Origin of the sequence: Cognatilysobacter xinjiangensis (assembly GCF_014651995.1) — a bacterium.
In the GTDB taxonomy this organism is placed as follows: Bacteria; Pseudomonadota; Gammaproteobacteria; order Xanthomonadales; family Xanthomonadaceae; genus Cognatilysobacter; species Cognatilysobacter xinjiangensis.
Genome location: NZ_BMXY01000001.1, coordinates 804,989 through 821,313, shown reverse-complemented (window position 1 = coordinate 821,313; position 16,325 = coordinate 804,989). Strand labels below are relative to the sequence as shown.

The following is a 16,325-nucleotide window of genomic DNA, read 5'->3' as shown; positions in this document are numbered from 1 at the left end:
CGGTCCCGAATGACCGACGATCTCGCGCCGCAGGCGACCGAGGACAATCCGCCAAGCCCGGCATCCCCGGGCCATCCGCAGCAGCAGGAAATGCCGCTGGCGGTGGTGCATGGCCAGCCGGTGCTGCAGATCCCGCAGGACCTCTACATCCCGCCGGACGCGCTCGAAGTGATCCTCGAGGCGTTCGAAGGCCCGCTGGACCTGTTGCTGTACCTGATCCGCCGGCAGAACCTGGACATCCTCGACATCCCGGTCGCCGACATCACCAAGCAGTACGTCGAGTACATCGCCGCGATGCACGAGATGCGGTTCGAACTCGCCGCGGACTACCTCGTGATGGCCGCGATGCTCGCCGAGATCAAGTCGCGCATGCTCCTGCCGCGCGTGGTCAATGACGAAGGCGATGAAGAGGACCCGCGCGCGGAACTGGTGCGGCGCCTGCAGGAATACGAGCGCTTCAAGAAGGCGGCGGAGGACATCGACACCCTGCCCCGCCTGGAGCGCGACACGTCGACGGTGCAGGCGCACGTGCCGGAGCGGTCGATCGTGCGGTTGCCGCCGCCGGTCGACCTGAAGGAAATGCTGCTGGCGCTGCGCGATGTGCTGACGCGCGCCGAGCTGTTCACCCAGCATGCGATCAAGCGCGATGCGCTGAGCGTGCGCCAGCGCATGGGCGAGCTGCTCGAGCGCCTGTCGGACGGCGGCTTCCACCGCTTCGAATCACTGTTCGATGCGTCGGAAGGCCGTCTGGGCGTGGTGGTGACCTTCCTCGGCATGCTCACGCTGGCCAAGGAACAGCTGGTTGAGATCGTGCAGGAGGCGCCGCTGGCGCCGATCTACGTCAAGACGCTGGCGCTCACCAACGCGGCGGAGATCGAGCTGTCGAGCGAGTTCGACGACGACGCGGCGAACGACGCCGCGTGACCGCAACTGGACGCGGCGCCGCGAGGCGTCGCAGGGGAAGAGCCACGGCCCGCGCCGTGGCGCGTGATACGGGAATTCGATGGACCAGACGCTGATCAACCGGATCGTCGAGGCCGCCCTGCTGGCCTCCAGCCAGCCGCTGTCGCTGGCCCAGCTGCGTGAGCTGTTCCCCGAGGACGAGCCGTCGCCGCCGGGCGCCATCGAGGCGGCGATCGAAGCCTTGCAGGCCGCCTGCGCCGAGCGCGGCGTCGAGCTGGTCGAGGTCGCCACCGGCTTCCGCTACCAGGTCAGGGCCGAGGTGCACGGCTGGGTGACGCGCCTGTGGACCGAGCGCCAGACGCGCTATACGCGCGCCACGCTCGAAACGCTCGCGCTGATCGCCTACCGCCAGCCGATCACGCGCGGCGAGATCGAGCAGGTGCGTGGCGTGTCGGTGAGCAGCAACATCATCAAGGCGCTGGAAGAGCGCGAGTGGATCCGCGTGGTGGGCCATCGCGACGTGCCGGGCCGCCCGGCGCTGTTCGGCACCACCAAGGCGTTCCTCGACTACTTCGGCCTCAAGCGCCTCGACGAGCTTCCGCCCCTGTCGGAACTCAAGGACATCGGCGACCTGGAGCCGCAGTTGCAGTTCGAGGACACCACGGGCGTCGCGCCCGCGCTGGCGGTGGGCGGCGTTGAATCCGCCGACGCGCTGGCGGCGGGCGACTCCGCGGCCCCGCTGGAAACCGACGCAACCGGCGCGGACGCCGGCGACGACAACGATTACCAGGACGACCCGCAGGACGGGGAGGAAGACGAGGACGGCGACGACCTCGATTTCCGCACCGAACGTCCGGTCGTCTTCACGGACGATGGGCTGGACGACACGGACGATGACGAAACCCCCGACGGCGCGAACGCCGCCGTCGATCCCGAAGCCGCGCCGGGAGAGCGCGCGGCGGACGAGAACGATCACGAGCAAGACAACGCCGTCGAGACGACGACCGTTCCCGACATGACGACCGCATCGAGCGATGCGGCGGAGTCAAACGAAAATGAGTGAAGAAAAAAACCGCAAGCTCACGCTGCGGCGCGAACAGCCGGCGGCCCCCGCCCCGCGCATGGAAGAGCGCCTGCACAAGGTGCTCGCGCAAGCCGGCCTCGGCTCGCGCCGTGCGCTGGAGCAGCGCATCGCCGACGGCATGGTCAAGGTCAACGGCGAAGTCGCGCAGGTGGGCATGTCCATCGGCGGCGGCGATCGCATCGAGATCGACGGCCGCCAGTTCGTCGCGACCGCGCTGACCGAGCCGGCGCGCGTGCTGGTCTACAACAAGCCCGAAGGCGAAGTGACCACCCGCGAGGATCCCGAAGGCCGGCCCACGATCTTCGAGGCACTGCCGCCGCTGAAGGGCGCGCGCTGGATCGCGATCGGCCGCCTCGACATCAACACGACCGGCCTGCTCCTGCTGACCACCGACGGCGAGCTGGCCAATGCGCTGATGCATCCGTCGAAGGAGGTCGAGCGCGAGTACGTCTGCCGAGTGCGCGCGCCGGAAGGCGAGGAACACGTGCCGGACGAGCTCATCGCGCGGCTCGCCAAGGGCGTGCAGCTCGACGACGGCCCGGCGAAGTTCGACGAGATCGAGAAGATCGGCGGCAGCGAGTCGCACGACTGGTATCGCGTCGTCGTCAAGGAAGGCCGCAATCGCGAGGTGCGTCGCCTGTGGGAATCGCAGGGCTGCCAGGTCAGCCGGCTCAAGCGCGTGCGCTACGGCGGCGTCGAGCTGCCGCGCGAGCTGCTGCGCGGGCATTCGCAGGAACTGCCGACCGCGCGCGTCGAACAGCTGCGCACCGATCTCGGCCTCGAGGACGGCGCGCCGTCGGCGCTGACGCTGCAGCCGGTGATCGGCCAGCGCCGCGCAGCGAAGTCGACCATCCATTTCAACGGGGAGCGCAGCCAGGGCGGCTACGTTGGCGGCCAGAGCACGGCCGATGAAGGGCGTGAGCTGCGCCGCTTCGACAACGTGCGCGAGGACCGCGGCCGTGGCCGCGGCGGCCCACGCAAGCCGGGTGGGCTGACCGTGAGCGGCGAGATGGCCGCGCGCCAGGCCAACAAACCGTTCAAGCAGCGCAAAGAGAAGGGCCCGAAGCCCCTGCCGGACGGCAACCCGGCCGCGTTCCGCACGTGGTACGTGCCCGACGGCGTCGAGACCGGCCCGTCCGGTCACCGCAATCCCGATGGCCGCGGCCGCAAGCCCTTCGGCGGCAAGCCGGGTGGCGGCGGTCCTCGTCCGGGCGGCGCGGGCGCGGGTCCGCGAGGCGGCCGCCCCGGTGGCGGTGCGGGTGGTGGCTTCCGTGACGACCGCGCCGGTGGCGCGGGCCCCTACGGTGCCGGCGCGGGTCGCAAGCCCGGCGGCGCCAAGCCGGGTGGCCAGCGCTCGCATCCGTACGGTCACCCGGCCAATGCGCCGTCGTTCCCATCCGACCACGCGAATCCGGGCGCCGGCGGCTACGACCGTCCGCGCAGCCCGCGTCCGCAGCGCTCGGGCCCGCCGGGCGCCGGTCCACGCGGCCCGCGTCCGGGAGGCGGTGGTCGTCCCGGTGGCGGCGGTCGCCCGGGTGGCGGCGGCAATCGCGGCCCGCGCACCTGATCGGTCGCGCGCGACGACGATGAAATGAAAACGGCCGCCCCAGGGCGGCCGTTTTCTTGGGTGCTCTAGGGTTTCGCGCGTCGCTGCATCCGGAACTTCGTGGGTGGCAACGGCGACCTCGCGGTGGCGTCCCGCAAGCGCGCTCGACGTCAGCGAACCGGAATCGCGAGATGTTCCGCGGTCAGCGTCGCATCCGAGCCGCGCGTGCGAGTCGCGATCGTCGCATCCACAGGCATAGGTGCCCCTTCGTAGAGGTGTGCCCAGGTGCGGTCGAGCGCGGCATAGACGTATGGCAGCAGCGGCACGTAGCCGGCGCCTACCGGCGGGAGCTGCAGGAAGGCGTCGAAGTGCTGCGCGTGGCCGACACGCCAGTAGGTGATCTCACGCCCCGCCTTGCGCGCGAAGTCGACGTAGGGCGCGCTGGTGAACGCGACCGGGATTAGGCCGTCGTCGGTGCCGTGCACGATCGTGATCGGGATACCGGCGCGCGGCAGCGCGGCTCGCGTCTCGCGGATCCCGGCGCGGACGTGGTCCGCCGCCGCGCCCGTGTCGGTCCACAGCCCGCGCAGGCAGCGCAGTGAATCCAGGGGGGCGCCGGAGGGCGGCAGCATCATGACGCCTGCGCCCGGCGGAATGCCGGCGGCGTCCGCCCACCACGCGGCGCGCTCCACGTCGGTCGCGGCGCGCGGCGCGCCCGCCGCGTCGACCGTCGCGAAGCGGAAGCCACACGGATGCGCGTTGGGCTCGAAACGTCCGTAGGCGGATGCATACGTCGCGGCCACCGAACGCCAGAGGTCGAACGCGACGCTGAGCGAGCCCGCGCGCAGCGCCTCGTCGGTCCATCCGCGTGCGCGCAGGCGGTCGTATGCATCGCGAGCGCGCTCGGCATCGTTCCCGCCCGTGACCAGACCCGTTTCCGCGAGTTCACCGCACTTCGGGCCCGCGGTCGGCGGCAGCGGCACGCCCAGATGGCCGAGCGCACAGGGCATCAGCAGCGCGGCCTCGGTCGCGACGTCGTAGAGCGGCGGCGCGTCGGGCGCGTTGATGTTGGGCTCGCCGGCGACGACGGCATCCAGCCAGTCGCCGTCGAGCTCGGCGGCGCGCAGCACCGCGCCGCCGCCGTTGGAGATCGAAACGGCGATCACGCGCGTGTTGTCGAAACGGAACGGCGCCTGCTGCGGAAAGGCCTCGTCCAGCGCCTGCAGCGCGAACTCCGCAGCCTGCTTCACGTGGCGGCCCCAATCCTTTTCGGGGTTGTCGCCCGAGTGCGCATGCTTGAACGCGATGCCGCTGCCGGTGCGCTGCGCGGGCTCGAACGCGAGCGGCGCGCTGCCGGCGGGCTGCACCGTGCCGTCGAGCGCAATGCCCTGTCCCGCGTCGAGATCAAAGTAGTCGCTGCCCGCGCCCTTGTCGGTGTAGGCCACCGCGCAGCCGCGCGGCAGGCCCCAGGCGCCGGCCACGCTGATCGCGCCGTAGACGCCGCGCGAACCCGATGACGGGGCGACGAGAATGCAGCGCCGCTGCGTGTCGAAGCCGTCCGGCACCTGCACGGTGACGCGATGCGGCTGCGACGCACCCGGCAGACGCGCGAGCGTCGAGAACTCGCGGCCCGGCACGGTGGCCGTCGACCCGTACAACGTGCCGTAGCCGCCCGCGGGCGTGAGGTCGGCGATGCCGCGCCAGCTCGACCAGATCGCGCGCCGGCGCAGTTCCGATGGCGTCGGCTGCGCGGGATCGGCGAACGCAGGCGTGGCGCCATGCAGGCCCGCCAGCCCGAGGCCGGCGGTCAGCAGGTCGTCGCCGTCGCGATGGACGGTGACGCGGGGCGTGGCGAAGGCATCCATTCGCGAATCCGTCGGAAGGCTCGCGCAGCCGCCCATCGCGGCGGCGCACGTCAGCAGGGCAAGGGATCGGAGCATGTTCATGCATGCACCCTAGCAAGCGGCCGACGCCGCGGCATCGTACGTTGGTACCACGCGCGCCGCGGGCGGCATTGGTAGTCTGCCGGCAGGAGGATTCCATGACCCAGCTCATCTCGACCCCGCGCTGCGTGCTCGTCACCGGCGCCGGCAGCGGCATCGGCGCCGGCATCGCGACGGAACTGGCGCGCGACGGGCACCACGTCGTCGTGACCGACCTGTCGGCCGATGCGGCGCGGACCGTCGCGCAGGCCATCCGCGACGAGGGCCACAGCGCCGAGGCGCATGCGCTCGACGTCACGTCCGACGACAGCGTGTCGGCGGTGCTCGCCGCTCTCTCGCGTCCCGTCGAGGTGCTGGTCAACAACGCGGGCCTGCAGCACGTGTCGAAGCTCGAGGACTTCCCGATGGAGAAGTGGGAGCTGCTCGTGCAGGTGATGCTGATCGGCGTGGCGCGGCTGACCCGCGCGGTGCTGCCGGGCATGCGCGAGCGGGGCTTCGGGCGCGTGGTCAACATCGGCTCGATCCATTCGCTCGTCGCAAGTCCGTTCAAGAGCGCGTACGTCGCCGCCAAGCACGGTTTGCTAGGCTTCTCGAAGGTCATCGCGCTGGAAACCAGCGATGCCGACATCACCGTCAACACGATCTGCCCCACGTACGTAAAAACGCCGCTGGTGGATAAGCAGATCGCGGACCAGGCCAAGACGCGCGGCATTCCCGAGTCGCAGGTGGTCAGCGAAGTGATGCTCAAGCCGATGCCCAAGGGCGTGTTCATCACGTTCGAGGAACTCGCCGGCATCACCGCGTTCCTGATGTCGCCGGCGGCGCGCAACATCACCGGCCACACCATCGACGTGGACGGGGGCTGGACGGTCCAGTAATGCCCGCGCTTCTCGTCGCCGACGACCACCCGCTGTTCCGTGCCGCGCTGCGCGGCGCGGCGCGCGATGCCGTGGACGATCTCGTCGTGCACGAGGCCGATTCACTGGACGGGGTGCTGTCGGTGCTCGACCGCGAGCCCGACATCGACCTGGTGCTGCTCGACCTGCACATGCCGGGCAACCACGGCCTGGCCGGCCTCGCTGCCGTGCGCGCGCAATACCCCCATGTCGCGGTGGTGGTGGTGTCCGCCAATGACGACCCGCGCGTGGTGCGGCGTGCGCTCGACCATGGTGCCGCCGGCTACCTGCCCAAGAGCGCGGGGCTCGATGAACTGCGGGATGCGATCCGCGCGGTACTGGCGTGCGAGCAGTGGCTGCCCGGTTCGCTTCGTGCGGCAGTCGCGCGCACGCAGAGCTCCAACAGCGATGCCGACCTCGCGGCGCGCCTCGCCAGCCTGTCGCCGCAGCAGTTCCGCGTGCTCACGCTGGTGGCGCAGGGCCTGCTCAACAAGCAGATCGCCGACCGGCTCGACGTGCAGGAGCGCACGGTCAAGGCGCATCTGTCCGCGATCTTCGAGCGCCTGGGCGTGCGCAACCGCACGCAGGCCAGCGTGGTGCTTCGCGAGCTCGAACTGGCCGACCCGGCGCGTACCCTCGAAGCCTAGTCGGCACCCGCCGCAACCGCGTCAGTCGGTCGCCGACGCGATGTGACGCTCGGCGACGAGCATCCGGTCGAGCATCGACTTCAGCGCGAGCGGCTTGAGCGGCTTGGGCAGCAGCAGGCCGCCCGCCTCCAGCACGCGACTGCGCACTTCGGCGCTGGCGTCGGCGCTCATCACCACCATCGGGCGCCGGCCGAAGCGCTGCGTCAGCGCCTCCGCGACACAGGGGCCGGTGTCGCCTGCGTCGAGGTGATAGTCGAAAAGCCAGAGCGACGGCGCCGCGCGCTCGCAGGCTGCGAGGGCCTCATCGCGGTCGCGCGCGGGCACGACGCCCCAGCCCCAGCGCTGCAGCAGCGCGCAGGCCGCTTCGAGTGCGACCGGGTCGTTGTCCAGCACCAGCACGCGTGCGCTGGCGAGCGCGGTCGGAGCTTCGGGCTGGCTGACGGGCGCCGCGGTACGACCGATGCGCAACGCGAACGTCGTGCCCCGCCCGGGACGGCTGCGCAGCGTGATCGGCGCGCCCAGCAACGTGGCGATGCGTTCGGCAATGAACAGACCGAGGCCCAATCCCTGCCCCACCGCATCCTCGCCACGCCGGAACTCCTCGAAGATCGCGCGCTGCTTGTCGGGCTCGATGCCGGGGCCGGTGTCGTGCACCTCGATGCGTAGGCCGTCGCCGTCGCGGCGCACGCCCAGCAGCACCGTGCCCGCGTTCGTGTACCGCATCGCGTTGGCGAGGAAGTTCTGCAGCACGCGGCGAAGCAGCTGCGCGTCCGTATCGACCCAGGCGCGCGTGCCGACGAAGCGGAAGCGCAGGCCGCGTGCGGCGGCGATCGCGCCGAACTCCGAGGCGAGTGGCTCCAGCACGTCGGCGAGCGCGAACGCGCGCGGCTGCGGCACGAGCCCGCCGGCCTCCAGCCGCGACATGTCGAGCAGGCCGGTGAGCAGGTCCGCGGTCGAATCCAGCGCGCCGCGGATCTGTCGCACGGCGGGCTGCCGGGCGGCGCCGACGCCGTCGGCGAGCGCATCGGTGAAAAGCTGCGCGGCATGCAGGGGCTGCATGAGGTCGTGGCCGATCGCCGCGAGGAAGCGGCTCTTTGCATGGTTGGCGCGTTCGGCCTCGCGCGTGGCGACCTGCAGCTCGGCGGTGCGTTCGGCGACGCGCTGCTCCAGCGTTTCGTTGGCGAGCAGAAGGCCCGCCTGCGCGCGGCGGAACGCGGTGACGTCGGTGAAGGTGGCGACGAAGCCACCGCCCGGCATCGGGTTGCCGCGGATCTCGATGATGCTTCCGTCCGGCAGCACGCGCTCGGACAGATGCGGCGTGCCGGCGCGCATGAACGCCAGGCGGCGGTCCAGCGCGCGATCGAGGTCGCCGCCGAGGCCCGCGCGCGGCATCGCGTAACGCGCAAGGTCGGCGATCGGGCGGCCGACCTGCAGCAGCTCGTCGGGAAAACCGAACAGTTCGGCGTAGCGGCGGTTCCACGCGACGAGGTGCAAGCCGGCATCGACCACGCTGATGCCCTGGCTCATGTTCTGTAACGCAGCTTCGAGGACACGCTGGTTGAAGCGAAGGTCGGCCGAGGCCTCGCCGACGATGGTCGCGACCGTTTCGAGATCGCGCGATTCGCGCCGCGCCGCATCGAGCAGCACGCGGGCGGACGCCGAACCGAGAACGCCGGCGAGCTCGCGCTCGACGCGGGCCTCGACCTCGGCGCTGACGGGCCCCGTGCCGCTGCCGTCGCGCAGCAGTTCGGCGACGCGCTCCCGCGGCAGGAAGCGCACGGCCGCCGCGCGTAGCGTCGCCGCGTCGAGCCCCAGGTAGGCGCGCCGCGGCGCCGCCGACCACGAGGCCGCGAGCACCAGCGTCGTGCTTGCGCCGAGAAACAGGCTCGCGCCCACCGCGCGTCCCAGTCGCGACCAGCCGGTGAGGCCGAAGAAACCGTCGGGCGACAGCCAGGCGAGTCCGAATGGACCGGCGTGCAGCCACCCGGCGCTAGATAGCGTCGGCGCGACCAGGATCCACGCCCACGCCGCGAAACCCACCAGTACGCCGACCAGCGCCGCGCGCGCCGGCGTCTGCGGCCGCCACACGGCGAAGGCGAGTGCCGGCGCGAGCGTGGCGAGCGCGGAGAAGGACACCGCGCCGACGTCCGCCAGCGCCTCGCTGCCAGCGATGACCCGGCTGTACGCCCACGCCAGCAGCATCACGACGACGATGCCGGTGCGGCGCAAGGCCAGTACATTGCCGCTGAGGTCACCGTTGCGGTTGCGGTTCCACGCACCACGCAGCAGGCCCGGCGCGAACCAGTGGTTGCCGATCATCAGGCTCAGGCTGAGCGTGCTGACCACGACCATACCCGTCGCCGCGCTCAGGCCGCCGAGGAATGCGAGCAGCGCGAGCGCGCTCTGCCCCTGCGACAGCGGCAGCGCGAGCACGTAGAGGTCGGACGGCACGCTGTCGCCGAGCAGGCGCGTGCCCGCCTGCGCGAGCGGCAGCACCGGCAGCGCGATCAGCACGAGGTAGAGCGGAAACAGCCAGCGCGCCGTGCGTATATGGCGCTCGTCCACACACTCGACCACCGCGACGTGGAACTGGTGCGGCAGGATGAACATCGCCAGCGCGCCGAGGAACGCGAGCGGTGCGAAGCTGCCGGGCAACGGGGGCGCGACAGGCGCCGCGGCAGGCGCGGCGTCGAGGCCGAACATCACGAATGCGCCGACGGCGAGCATCGCGCCGAGCTTGAACACGGATTCCAGCGCCATGGCGAACACCAGGCCGCGGTTGTGTTCCGTGGCCCCGGCGCGCCGCGTGCCGAACAGGATCGCGAACGCCGCCAGCACCATCGCGACGTAGAGCGCGCTGTCGCGCCACGGTGCCGCCGCGCCCGCGACGCTGCCCGAGGACAGGATCGAGAAGCTCATCGCGACCGCCTTCAGCTGCAGCGCGATGTAGGGAATGAGGCCGAGCGCGACCACGAGCGTGACCGTCGCGGCCAGCCATGCGTCCTTGCCGAGCCGCGTGGCGATGAGGTCCGCGAGCGACGCGGCATTGGTGTCGCGCGCGAGACGCGCGAGACGCAGCATCACGCCGATGCCGACCGCGTAGAGCAGGATCGCGCCGACGAAGGTGGGCGGCACCGGCCAGCCATAGCGCGCGGCCTGCGTCACCGTGCCGTAGAACGTCCACGACGTGCAGTGCACCGCCAGCGACAGCGCGTAGACGATGCGCCAGTGGCGTGCGGCCAAGGCGGGCCGCCGCTCGGCCTGCAGCGCCGCCATGAACATCAGGGCGAGCCAACCCAGGCTCGCGGTCGCGACGATGCCCGCGTTCAGCACCGCACGTCACTCCGATCGACCATGGACCTGCGCCCCACCCGCCCCGTCTACGGCCAGCTTACCCACTGCACCCTGCTTGACGTAAAGACGGCGGCGGGCCCTAGCCCGCCGCCGTGGTCCGACCGCCCTTGGTTCGGTCAGAAGTCGTAGCGCGCGGTCAACGAGTACTGGCGCGGCGGGCCGTAGAAGCCGGTCAGCACGCCATAGGCGGCGATGTTGTAGCCCGTCGTGCGGTAGGACTCGTCGGTCAGGTTCGAGCCCTGCAGGGAGAACGACCAGGCGTCGTTGGCGCGCCAGATCACGCCGGCATTGAGCAGGCCATAGCCGTCCTGGCGGATGGCCGGGCTGAGGTCCGTCGTCGGCCACACCTCGCTCTGGTAGGCGTAGCCCACGCGCGCCGAGAAGTTCCCGCCGTTCGCCAGCGCCGTGCGCCATTCGACGTTGAGCGCGCCCGAGAACTCCGGCGCGTTGGTGAAGCGCTGGTTCGCGGCCACGTTGACGCCGGCATCGAGGAACTCGTCGTACTTGGCATCCAGCCAGGCGAGATTGCCGCTGATCACCCAGTGCTCGTTCGGCAACCACTGGTACTCGGCCTCGACGCCCTGCACGGTGCCGCGGCCGGCGTTGGTGAAGTCGCCGAAGAAACTCTGGCTCCCGTTCGGCAGCGTGTACGAGGTGAAGACCGAGAGCTGGATGTCCTTGTACTTGTTGTGGAAGTAGGCAAGGTTGAGGAACAGCGTGTTGTCGGCCAGCGACATCTTGCTGCCGATCTCGTAGCTGTCGACCGACTCGTCGTCGAAGGGCTCGCCGGATCGCGGCACCGACGTCGTGTTGGCGCGGATGTTGTAGCCGCCCGACTTGAAGCCGCGCGACGCGAGGCCGTACACCATCACCTCGTCCGAGATCCGGTAGTCCAGCGAGACCTTCGGGGAGACGTTCTTGAAGTTGACCGTCTTGTCGAAATTTGCCGCGGTGCCCCAGGACGTCGTGTAGCTGTTGCTGGTGTAGAAGCGATTGAGCGCGACCGCGTGCTTGTCCTCGTCCGTGTAGCGCGCGCCCACGTCCAGCGTCAGGCGCTCCGTGAGGTCGAACGTCCAGTCGGCGTAGACCGCGATTGAACTGGTGTTCACGTAACCCTGCGTGTCGCCGAACAGCGGGTTGGTGAGCGAGACGGGAAGCAGCGGGTTGTAGAAGTAGTTCAGCACCTGGCCGCCGGCATCGCCATCGAACCAGTACACGCCCGCGACGCCGCGCGAGCGACCGCCGGCGTCGTAGTTGAGCTGCAGCTCGTTGCTGACCTGCTGGTCGCTGTAGAACGCGCGCACGTCCACCAGCGGCAGCGGCGTTGTATCGAAATCGATGGTGGTCTCGGTGTCGGACTCGCGCTTGGCCAGCACGTACTTCAGGCTGAAGTCGTCATTGAGGTCCCAGTTCACCGTCATCGATGCGCCCTTCATGAGCGTGTCGTTGACGTTGCCCATGCCGCTGCGGATGTCGTAGCGGTCGTCCATCGGCGGATACGCGGGCGAGAGCGGATTGGGCGCCAGCATCTTCGCGCCGCGCACGCCGGACTGGTCGTCCATCCAGTCGAAGGCGAAGCGGACGTCGAAGTTCTCGCCGGCGAACGCGCCCAGCTCGAAGCGGGCCGCATTTATTTCCTTGTCGCTGACGTCCTGGCCGTTGTACAGGTTGGTGCCGAAGCCGTCGCGGTTCATGCTGGCGACCGACACCCGACCGCGGAGGCCGCTGTCCTCGCCGCCGATCGGCCCGCCGACGGCGGCCTTCACGTCGAGCTGGTTGTAGTTGCCGACCGTGATCGAGCCGAAGCCGTCGAGCTGCTTGGGCAGACCCTTGGAGATGTACTTGATCGCGCCGCCGATCGTGTTCTTGCCGTACAGCGTGCCCTGCGGGCCGCGCAGCACTTCGATGCGCTCCACGTCGAACACGTCGAGCAGAGCGCCCTGCGGGCGGGCAATGTAGACGTCGTCGAGATAGATGCCTACGCCGGGATCGACGCCCCAGAGCGTGTCGGACTGGCCGACGCCGCGAATGTAGACGGTGGCGGCGCTGCTGGAGCCTCGCGCGGCGTAGATCGTCAGGTTCGGCACCTGCGCGTCGAGGTCGGACAGGTCGCGCACGTTGAGCTTGTCCAGCGCTTCCGGCGTGAATGCGGTGACGGCGACCGGCACTTCCTGCAGCGTCTCCTCGCGCTTGCGCGCGGTGACGGTGATGCGGTCGAGCGCGCGGTCGCTGCTGGCGGTTTCGGTGCCGGCATCCCCCGATGCGCTGGCGTCCTGCGCCCACGCCGCGGGCGCGGCGAGCGCGCAGGCGATGGCGAGACACAGGTGGGTACGACTGACGTTCTTGCGCATCGCGGAACTCCCCGGTGAACGATGTGATCGCACGGCGCGGTGGGCCGTGATGCGCCGCACGTTAGGCGAGGTCAAGCGTGGCCGGCAGATGTACCTTCGGACAATGCCCCGGCCGGCGGGCGTGCGGATACTGGCCGCCACTCCGGGGACGAGAGCCGTGATGGCCTTCCTGATCGTGCTGGCCGCGCTGGCCTTCCTGATGTACGTGGCCTACCGCGGCCATTCGGTGATCCTGTTCGCGCCTGTGGCCGCACTCGGCGCGGTGCTACTCACCGATCCCGCGCTCGTGCCGCCGATGTTCACCGGCTTGTTCATGGACAAGATGGTGGGCTTCCTCAAGCTCTACTTCCCGGTGTTCCTGCTGGGCGCGGTGTTCGGCAAGCTCATCGAGCTATCCGGTTTCTCGCGCTCGATCGTCGCCGCGACCATCCGCCTGGTCGGCGCCAAGCGCGCGATCCTGTCGATCGTGCTGGTCTGCGCGCTGCTCACCTACGGCGGCGTGTCGCTGTTCGTCGCGGTGTTCGCGGTCTATCCGTTCGCCGCCGAGCTGTTCCGCCAGAGCGACATTCCCAAACGCCTGATTCCAGGCACGATCGCGCTCGGTGCGTTCACCTTCACCATGGACGCGCTGCCGGGCACGCCGCAGATCCAGAACATCATCCCCACCACGTTTTTCGGCACGACCGCGTGGGCCGCACCGGTGCTCGGCACGCTGGGCGGCGTGTTCATCCTGATCGTGGGCCTGCTCTACCTCGAATCGCGCCGTCGCAAGGCCGCGGCGGCCGGCGAAGGCTATGGCGATCCGGCGACGCTGGTGAACGAGCCCGCGTCGTTCTCGGGCGACAGGCTCGCCAGCGCGTGGAGCGCGCTGCTGCCGCTCGTGCTGGTCGGCGTGTCGAACCGGCTCTTCACCGCGTGGATTCCGCGTTTCTACGGCGAGTCGAGCAGCTTCGATCCCGCCGTGATCGGCGACGCCGCGCCCGTGGTGCAGGAAACCGCGAAGGTCGCCGGCATCTGGGCGGTGGAAGGCGCGCTGCTGATCGGCATCGCGAGCGTGCTGCTGCTGGCTTGGCGGCCCGTGGTCACCCGATTCGTCGAGGGCAGCCGCGCGGCCATTTCCGGCGCGCTGCTCGCGTCGATGAACACCGCGTCCGAGTACGGCTTCGGCGCCGTCATCGCGGCGCTGCCGGGGTTCCTCGTGGTGTCCACCGCGCTGTCGTCGATCCCCGATCCGCTGGTCAACACCGCGGTCACGGTGACCTCGCTCGCCGGCATCACCGGCTCCGCCTCCGGCGGCATGGGCATCGCGCTGGCCGCGATGGCCGAGCAGTTCATCGCGCAGGCCGATGCCGCGGGCATACCGATGGAGGTGCTGCACCGCGTGGCGTCCATGGCCTCCGGCGGCATGGACACCCTCCCCCACAACGGCGCGGTGATCACCGTGCTCGCCGTCACCGGGCTCACCCATCGCCAGGCCTACCGCGACATCTTCGCGGTGACGTTGATCAAGACCGCGGCGGTCGCGGTCGTCATCGGGCTGTACTACCTCACCGGCCTCGTCTGAGGCCGGCCGCGCTCAGAGCAGCTCGAAGCGGTCGGCATCGAGCATCGCTGGGAAGCGCTCGCGGTGCGCGCGGAGTTCCTCGAGGAACAGCGTCGTGGTGCTGACGACCTCCATGTCCGTGCACTCGCTGACGGGATTCCCGAGGTAATCCATCACCGCGCTGTCGCCCGCATACACCAGGCCGTTGCCGTCGGTGCCGACGCGATTGACGGCCGCCGTGTAACAGAGGTTCTCGATCGCCCTGGCGCGCATCAGCGTGCGCCACGCATGTGCACGCACGCCCGGCCAGTTGGCGACGTAGATCAGCAGGTCGTAATCGAGATCGCCCTTGCGCTCGACGTCGTAGCGGTTGCGCGAGAACACGGGAAAGCGCAGGTCGTAGCAGACCATCGGGCAGATCCGCCAACCGCGCCACTCGAGCGTCAGGCGCTCGCGGCCGGCCGCATAGCGCTCGTGCTCGCCGGCATAGCGGAACAGATGGCGCTTGTCGTAGTAGCGCACCTCGCCGTCGGGCGTGACGAACAGCAGGCGGTTGCTGACACCGGCATCGGTGCGCAACTGCACGCTGCCGGTGATCGCCGCATCGAGGTCGCGTGCATGGCCGCGCATCCACTCGACGGTCGGGCCGTCCATCGTCTCCGCACGGTCGATCGCCTCGTTGGAGAAGCCGCTGGTGAAGGTCTCGGGCAGCACCACCAGGTCGGTGATGCCGTGCAGTGAGCCGATGAGGTCGCCGTAGTACTCTCGGTTGGCGTCCGGGTCGTGCCAGCGGGTGTCGCCCTGGACCAGGCTCACGCGCAGCGGGGTGCGGATCTCGGTGACGGCGTATTCGGTCGACATGGGGTCCTCGTCAAAGTGCCTGCAGGCGCGCGATCGCCGCGTCGAGCGTGGCCTCGTTCTTGGCGAAGCACAGGCGCGCGAGGCGCTGGCCGGCGGGCGGCACGCCGTAGAACGGCGACAGCGGGATCGCCACCACGCCCTTCTCGATCGCCAGCCAGCGGCAGAACTCGGCGTCCGGAAGGTCGCTGATCGCGGAGTAGTCGACCAGCTGGAAGTACCCGCCCGGCACCGGCAGCGGGCGCAGTTTCGTGGTGAGCAGCTGCTCGCGGAAACGGTCGCGCTTGGCCTCGTAGAAGGCGCCAAGCTGCTCGTAGTGCTCGGGCTCGGCCTCGATCATCTCGGCGAACGCGAACTGCGCCGGGGTGAACGTGCAGAAAGTGTTGTACTGGTGGACCTTGCGGAACTCGGCCGAGAGCGCCGGCGGCGCGATGCAGTAGCCGACCTTCCAGCCCGTGCAGTGGTAGGTCTTGCCGAAGCTCGACACCACGAACGCACGCTCGCGCAGCTCGGGATAGCGCAGCGCCGACTCGTGCCGGCGACCGTCGAAGATGATGTGCTCGTAGACCTCGTCCGACAGCAGGTAGATGCCGGTGCCGTCGAGCAGCGCGATCAGCTGGCGCATGTCGTCGGCCGTCCACATCGCGCCGGACGGGTTGTGCGGCGAATTGGTCATGATCATGCGCGTGCGCGGCGTAACCGCCGCGCGGATCGCCGCCCAGTCGGGCGCGAACGTTTCCGGATCGAGCGCGACATGCACCGCGACGCCGCCGGCGAGGTCGATCGCCGGCTCGTAGCAGTCGTAACAGGGGTCGAGAACGATGACTTCGTCGCCCGGGCGCACCACCGCGTGCACGGCGTCGAGGATGGCTTCGCTCGCGCCGGAGGTGACCGTCACTTCGGCGTCAGGATCCGGCCGGTATCCGTAGCAGCGCTCGGTCTTGTTCGAGATGGCGAGGCGCAGCGGAGGCACGCCCGTCATCGGCGAGTACTGGTTGCGACCCTCGCGCATCGCGCGGTCGAGCGCCTCGACCAGTCGCGCGGGCACGTCGAAATCGGGAAAGCCCTGCCCGAGGTTCACGGCGCCGTGCTCGAGCGCGAGCTGCGACATCACGGTGAAGATGGTCGTGCCGACCTTGGGCAGCTTGGTCTCGGGCGTCATCGCGCGGGCCGTGTCGAAGGGGCCACGAGTTTACGTAA

At 70.0% G+C, this 16,325-nt stretch carries 11 protein-coding genes; 6 read left to right on the top strand and 5 right to left on the bottom strand.

Going from position 1 to position 16,325, the window contains the following annotated elements:
• Positions 1-9: 9 nt before the first annotated feature.
• The 3 genes from IE066_RS03855 (at position 10) to rluB (ending at position 3,554) form a co-directional block, all read left to right on the top strand.
• Complete coding sequence (locus tag IE066_RS03855) at positions 10-924, top strand: segregation and condensation protein A (protein ID WP_189447035.1); 915 nt, start codon at positions 10-12, stop codon at positions 922-924.
• A 79-nt stretch (positions 925-1,003) separates the two neighbouring features.
• Positions 1,004-1,966, top strand: a complete 963-nt coding sequence (scpB, locus tag IE066_RS03850; RefSeq protein WP_189447034.1) for an SMC-Scp complex subunit ScpB — start codon at positions 1,004-1,006, stop codon at positions 1,964-1,966.
• The gene (gene rluB / locus IE066_RS03845; RefSeq protein WP_189447033.1) at positions 1,959-3,554 is read left to right on the top strand and encodes a 23S rRNA pseudouridine(2605) synthase RluB; all 1,596 of its coding nucleotides are present in this window, start codon (positions 1,959-1,961) and stop codon (positions 3,552-3,554) included. The genes scpB and rluB overlap by 8 nt, the downstream gene beginning before the upstream one ends.
• A gap of 149 nt (positions 3,555-3,703) precedes the next feature.
• On the opposite strand, the gene IE066_RS03840 is transcribed toward rluB, so the two are convergent.
• On the bottom strand, positions 3,704-5,398 hold the full coding sequence (locus IE066_RS03840; RefSeq protein ID WP_189447032.1) for a 3-hydroxybutyrate oligomer hydrolase family protein: 1,695 nt from the start codon (positions 5,396-5,398) through the stop codon (positions 3,704-3,706).
• Between the two features lie 176 nt (positions 5,399-5,574).
• Between IE066_RS03840 and IE066_RS03835 the strand changes: the two genes are divergently transcribed.
• Together IE066_RS03835 and IE066_RS03830 are read left to right on the top strand one after the other, a co-directional pair.
• Positions 5,575-6,354, top strand: a complete 780-nt coding sequence (locus IE066_RS03835; protein WP_189447031.1) for a 3-hydroxybutyrate dehydrogenase — start codon at positions 5,575-5,577, stop codon at positions 6,352-6,354.
• A complete protein-coding gene (locus tag IE066_RS03830) occupies positions 6,354-7,019 on the top strand; it encodes a response regulator transcription factor (RefSeq protein WP_189447030.1) in 666 nt (221 codons plus the stop codon). Before IE066_RS03835 ends, IE066_RS03830 begins: the two co-directional genes overlap by 1 nt.
• 21 nt (positions 7,020-7,040) lie before the next feature.
• Here the strand turns inward: IE066_RS03830 and IE066_RS03825 are convergent, their stop codons facing one another.
• Positions 7,041-10,352, bottom strand: coding sequence for a hybrid sensor histidine kinase/response regulator (locus tag IE066_RS03825; RefSeq protein WP_189447029.1), 3,312 nt, complete (start codon positions 10,350-10,352; stop codon positions 7,041-7,043).
• 137 nt (positions 10,353-10,489) lie between these two features.
• Positions 10,490-12,724 (bottom strand): TonB-dependent receptor, encoded by a 2,235-nt coding sequence (locus IE066_RS03820; RefSeq protein WP_189447028.1) that lies wholly within the window; start codon positions 12,722-12,724, stop codon positions 10,490-10,492.
• A gap of 160 nt (positions 12,725-12,884) precedes the next feature.
• Here IE066_RS03820 and IE066_RS03815 point away from each other — a divergent pair, with 160 nt between their 5' ends.
• Positions 12,885-14,288 (top strand): GntP family permease, encoded by a 1,404-nt coding sequence (locus IE066_RS03815; protein ID WP_189447027.1) that lies wholly within the window; start codon positions 12,885-12,887, stop codon positions 14,286-14,288.
• A 12-nt stretch (positions 14,289-14,300) separates the two neighbouring features.
• Here the strand turns inward: IE066_RS03815 and IE066_RS03810 are convergent, their stop codons facing one another.
• The gene (locus IE066_RS03810) at positions 14,301-15,128 is read right to left on the bottom strand and encodes an amidohydrolase (RefSeq protein WP_189447026.1); all 828 of its coding nucleotides are present in this window, start codon (positions 15,126-15,128) and stop codon (positions 14,301-14,303) included.
• 10 nt (positions 15,129-15,138) lie between these two features.
• A complete protein-coding gene (locus IE066_RS03805; RefSeq protein ID WP_189447025.1) occupies positions 15,139-16,287 on the bottom strand; it encodes a pyridoxal phosphate-dependent aminotransferase in 1,149 nt (382 codons plus the stop codon).
• Positions 16,288-16,325: the final 38 nt, after the last annotated feature.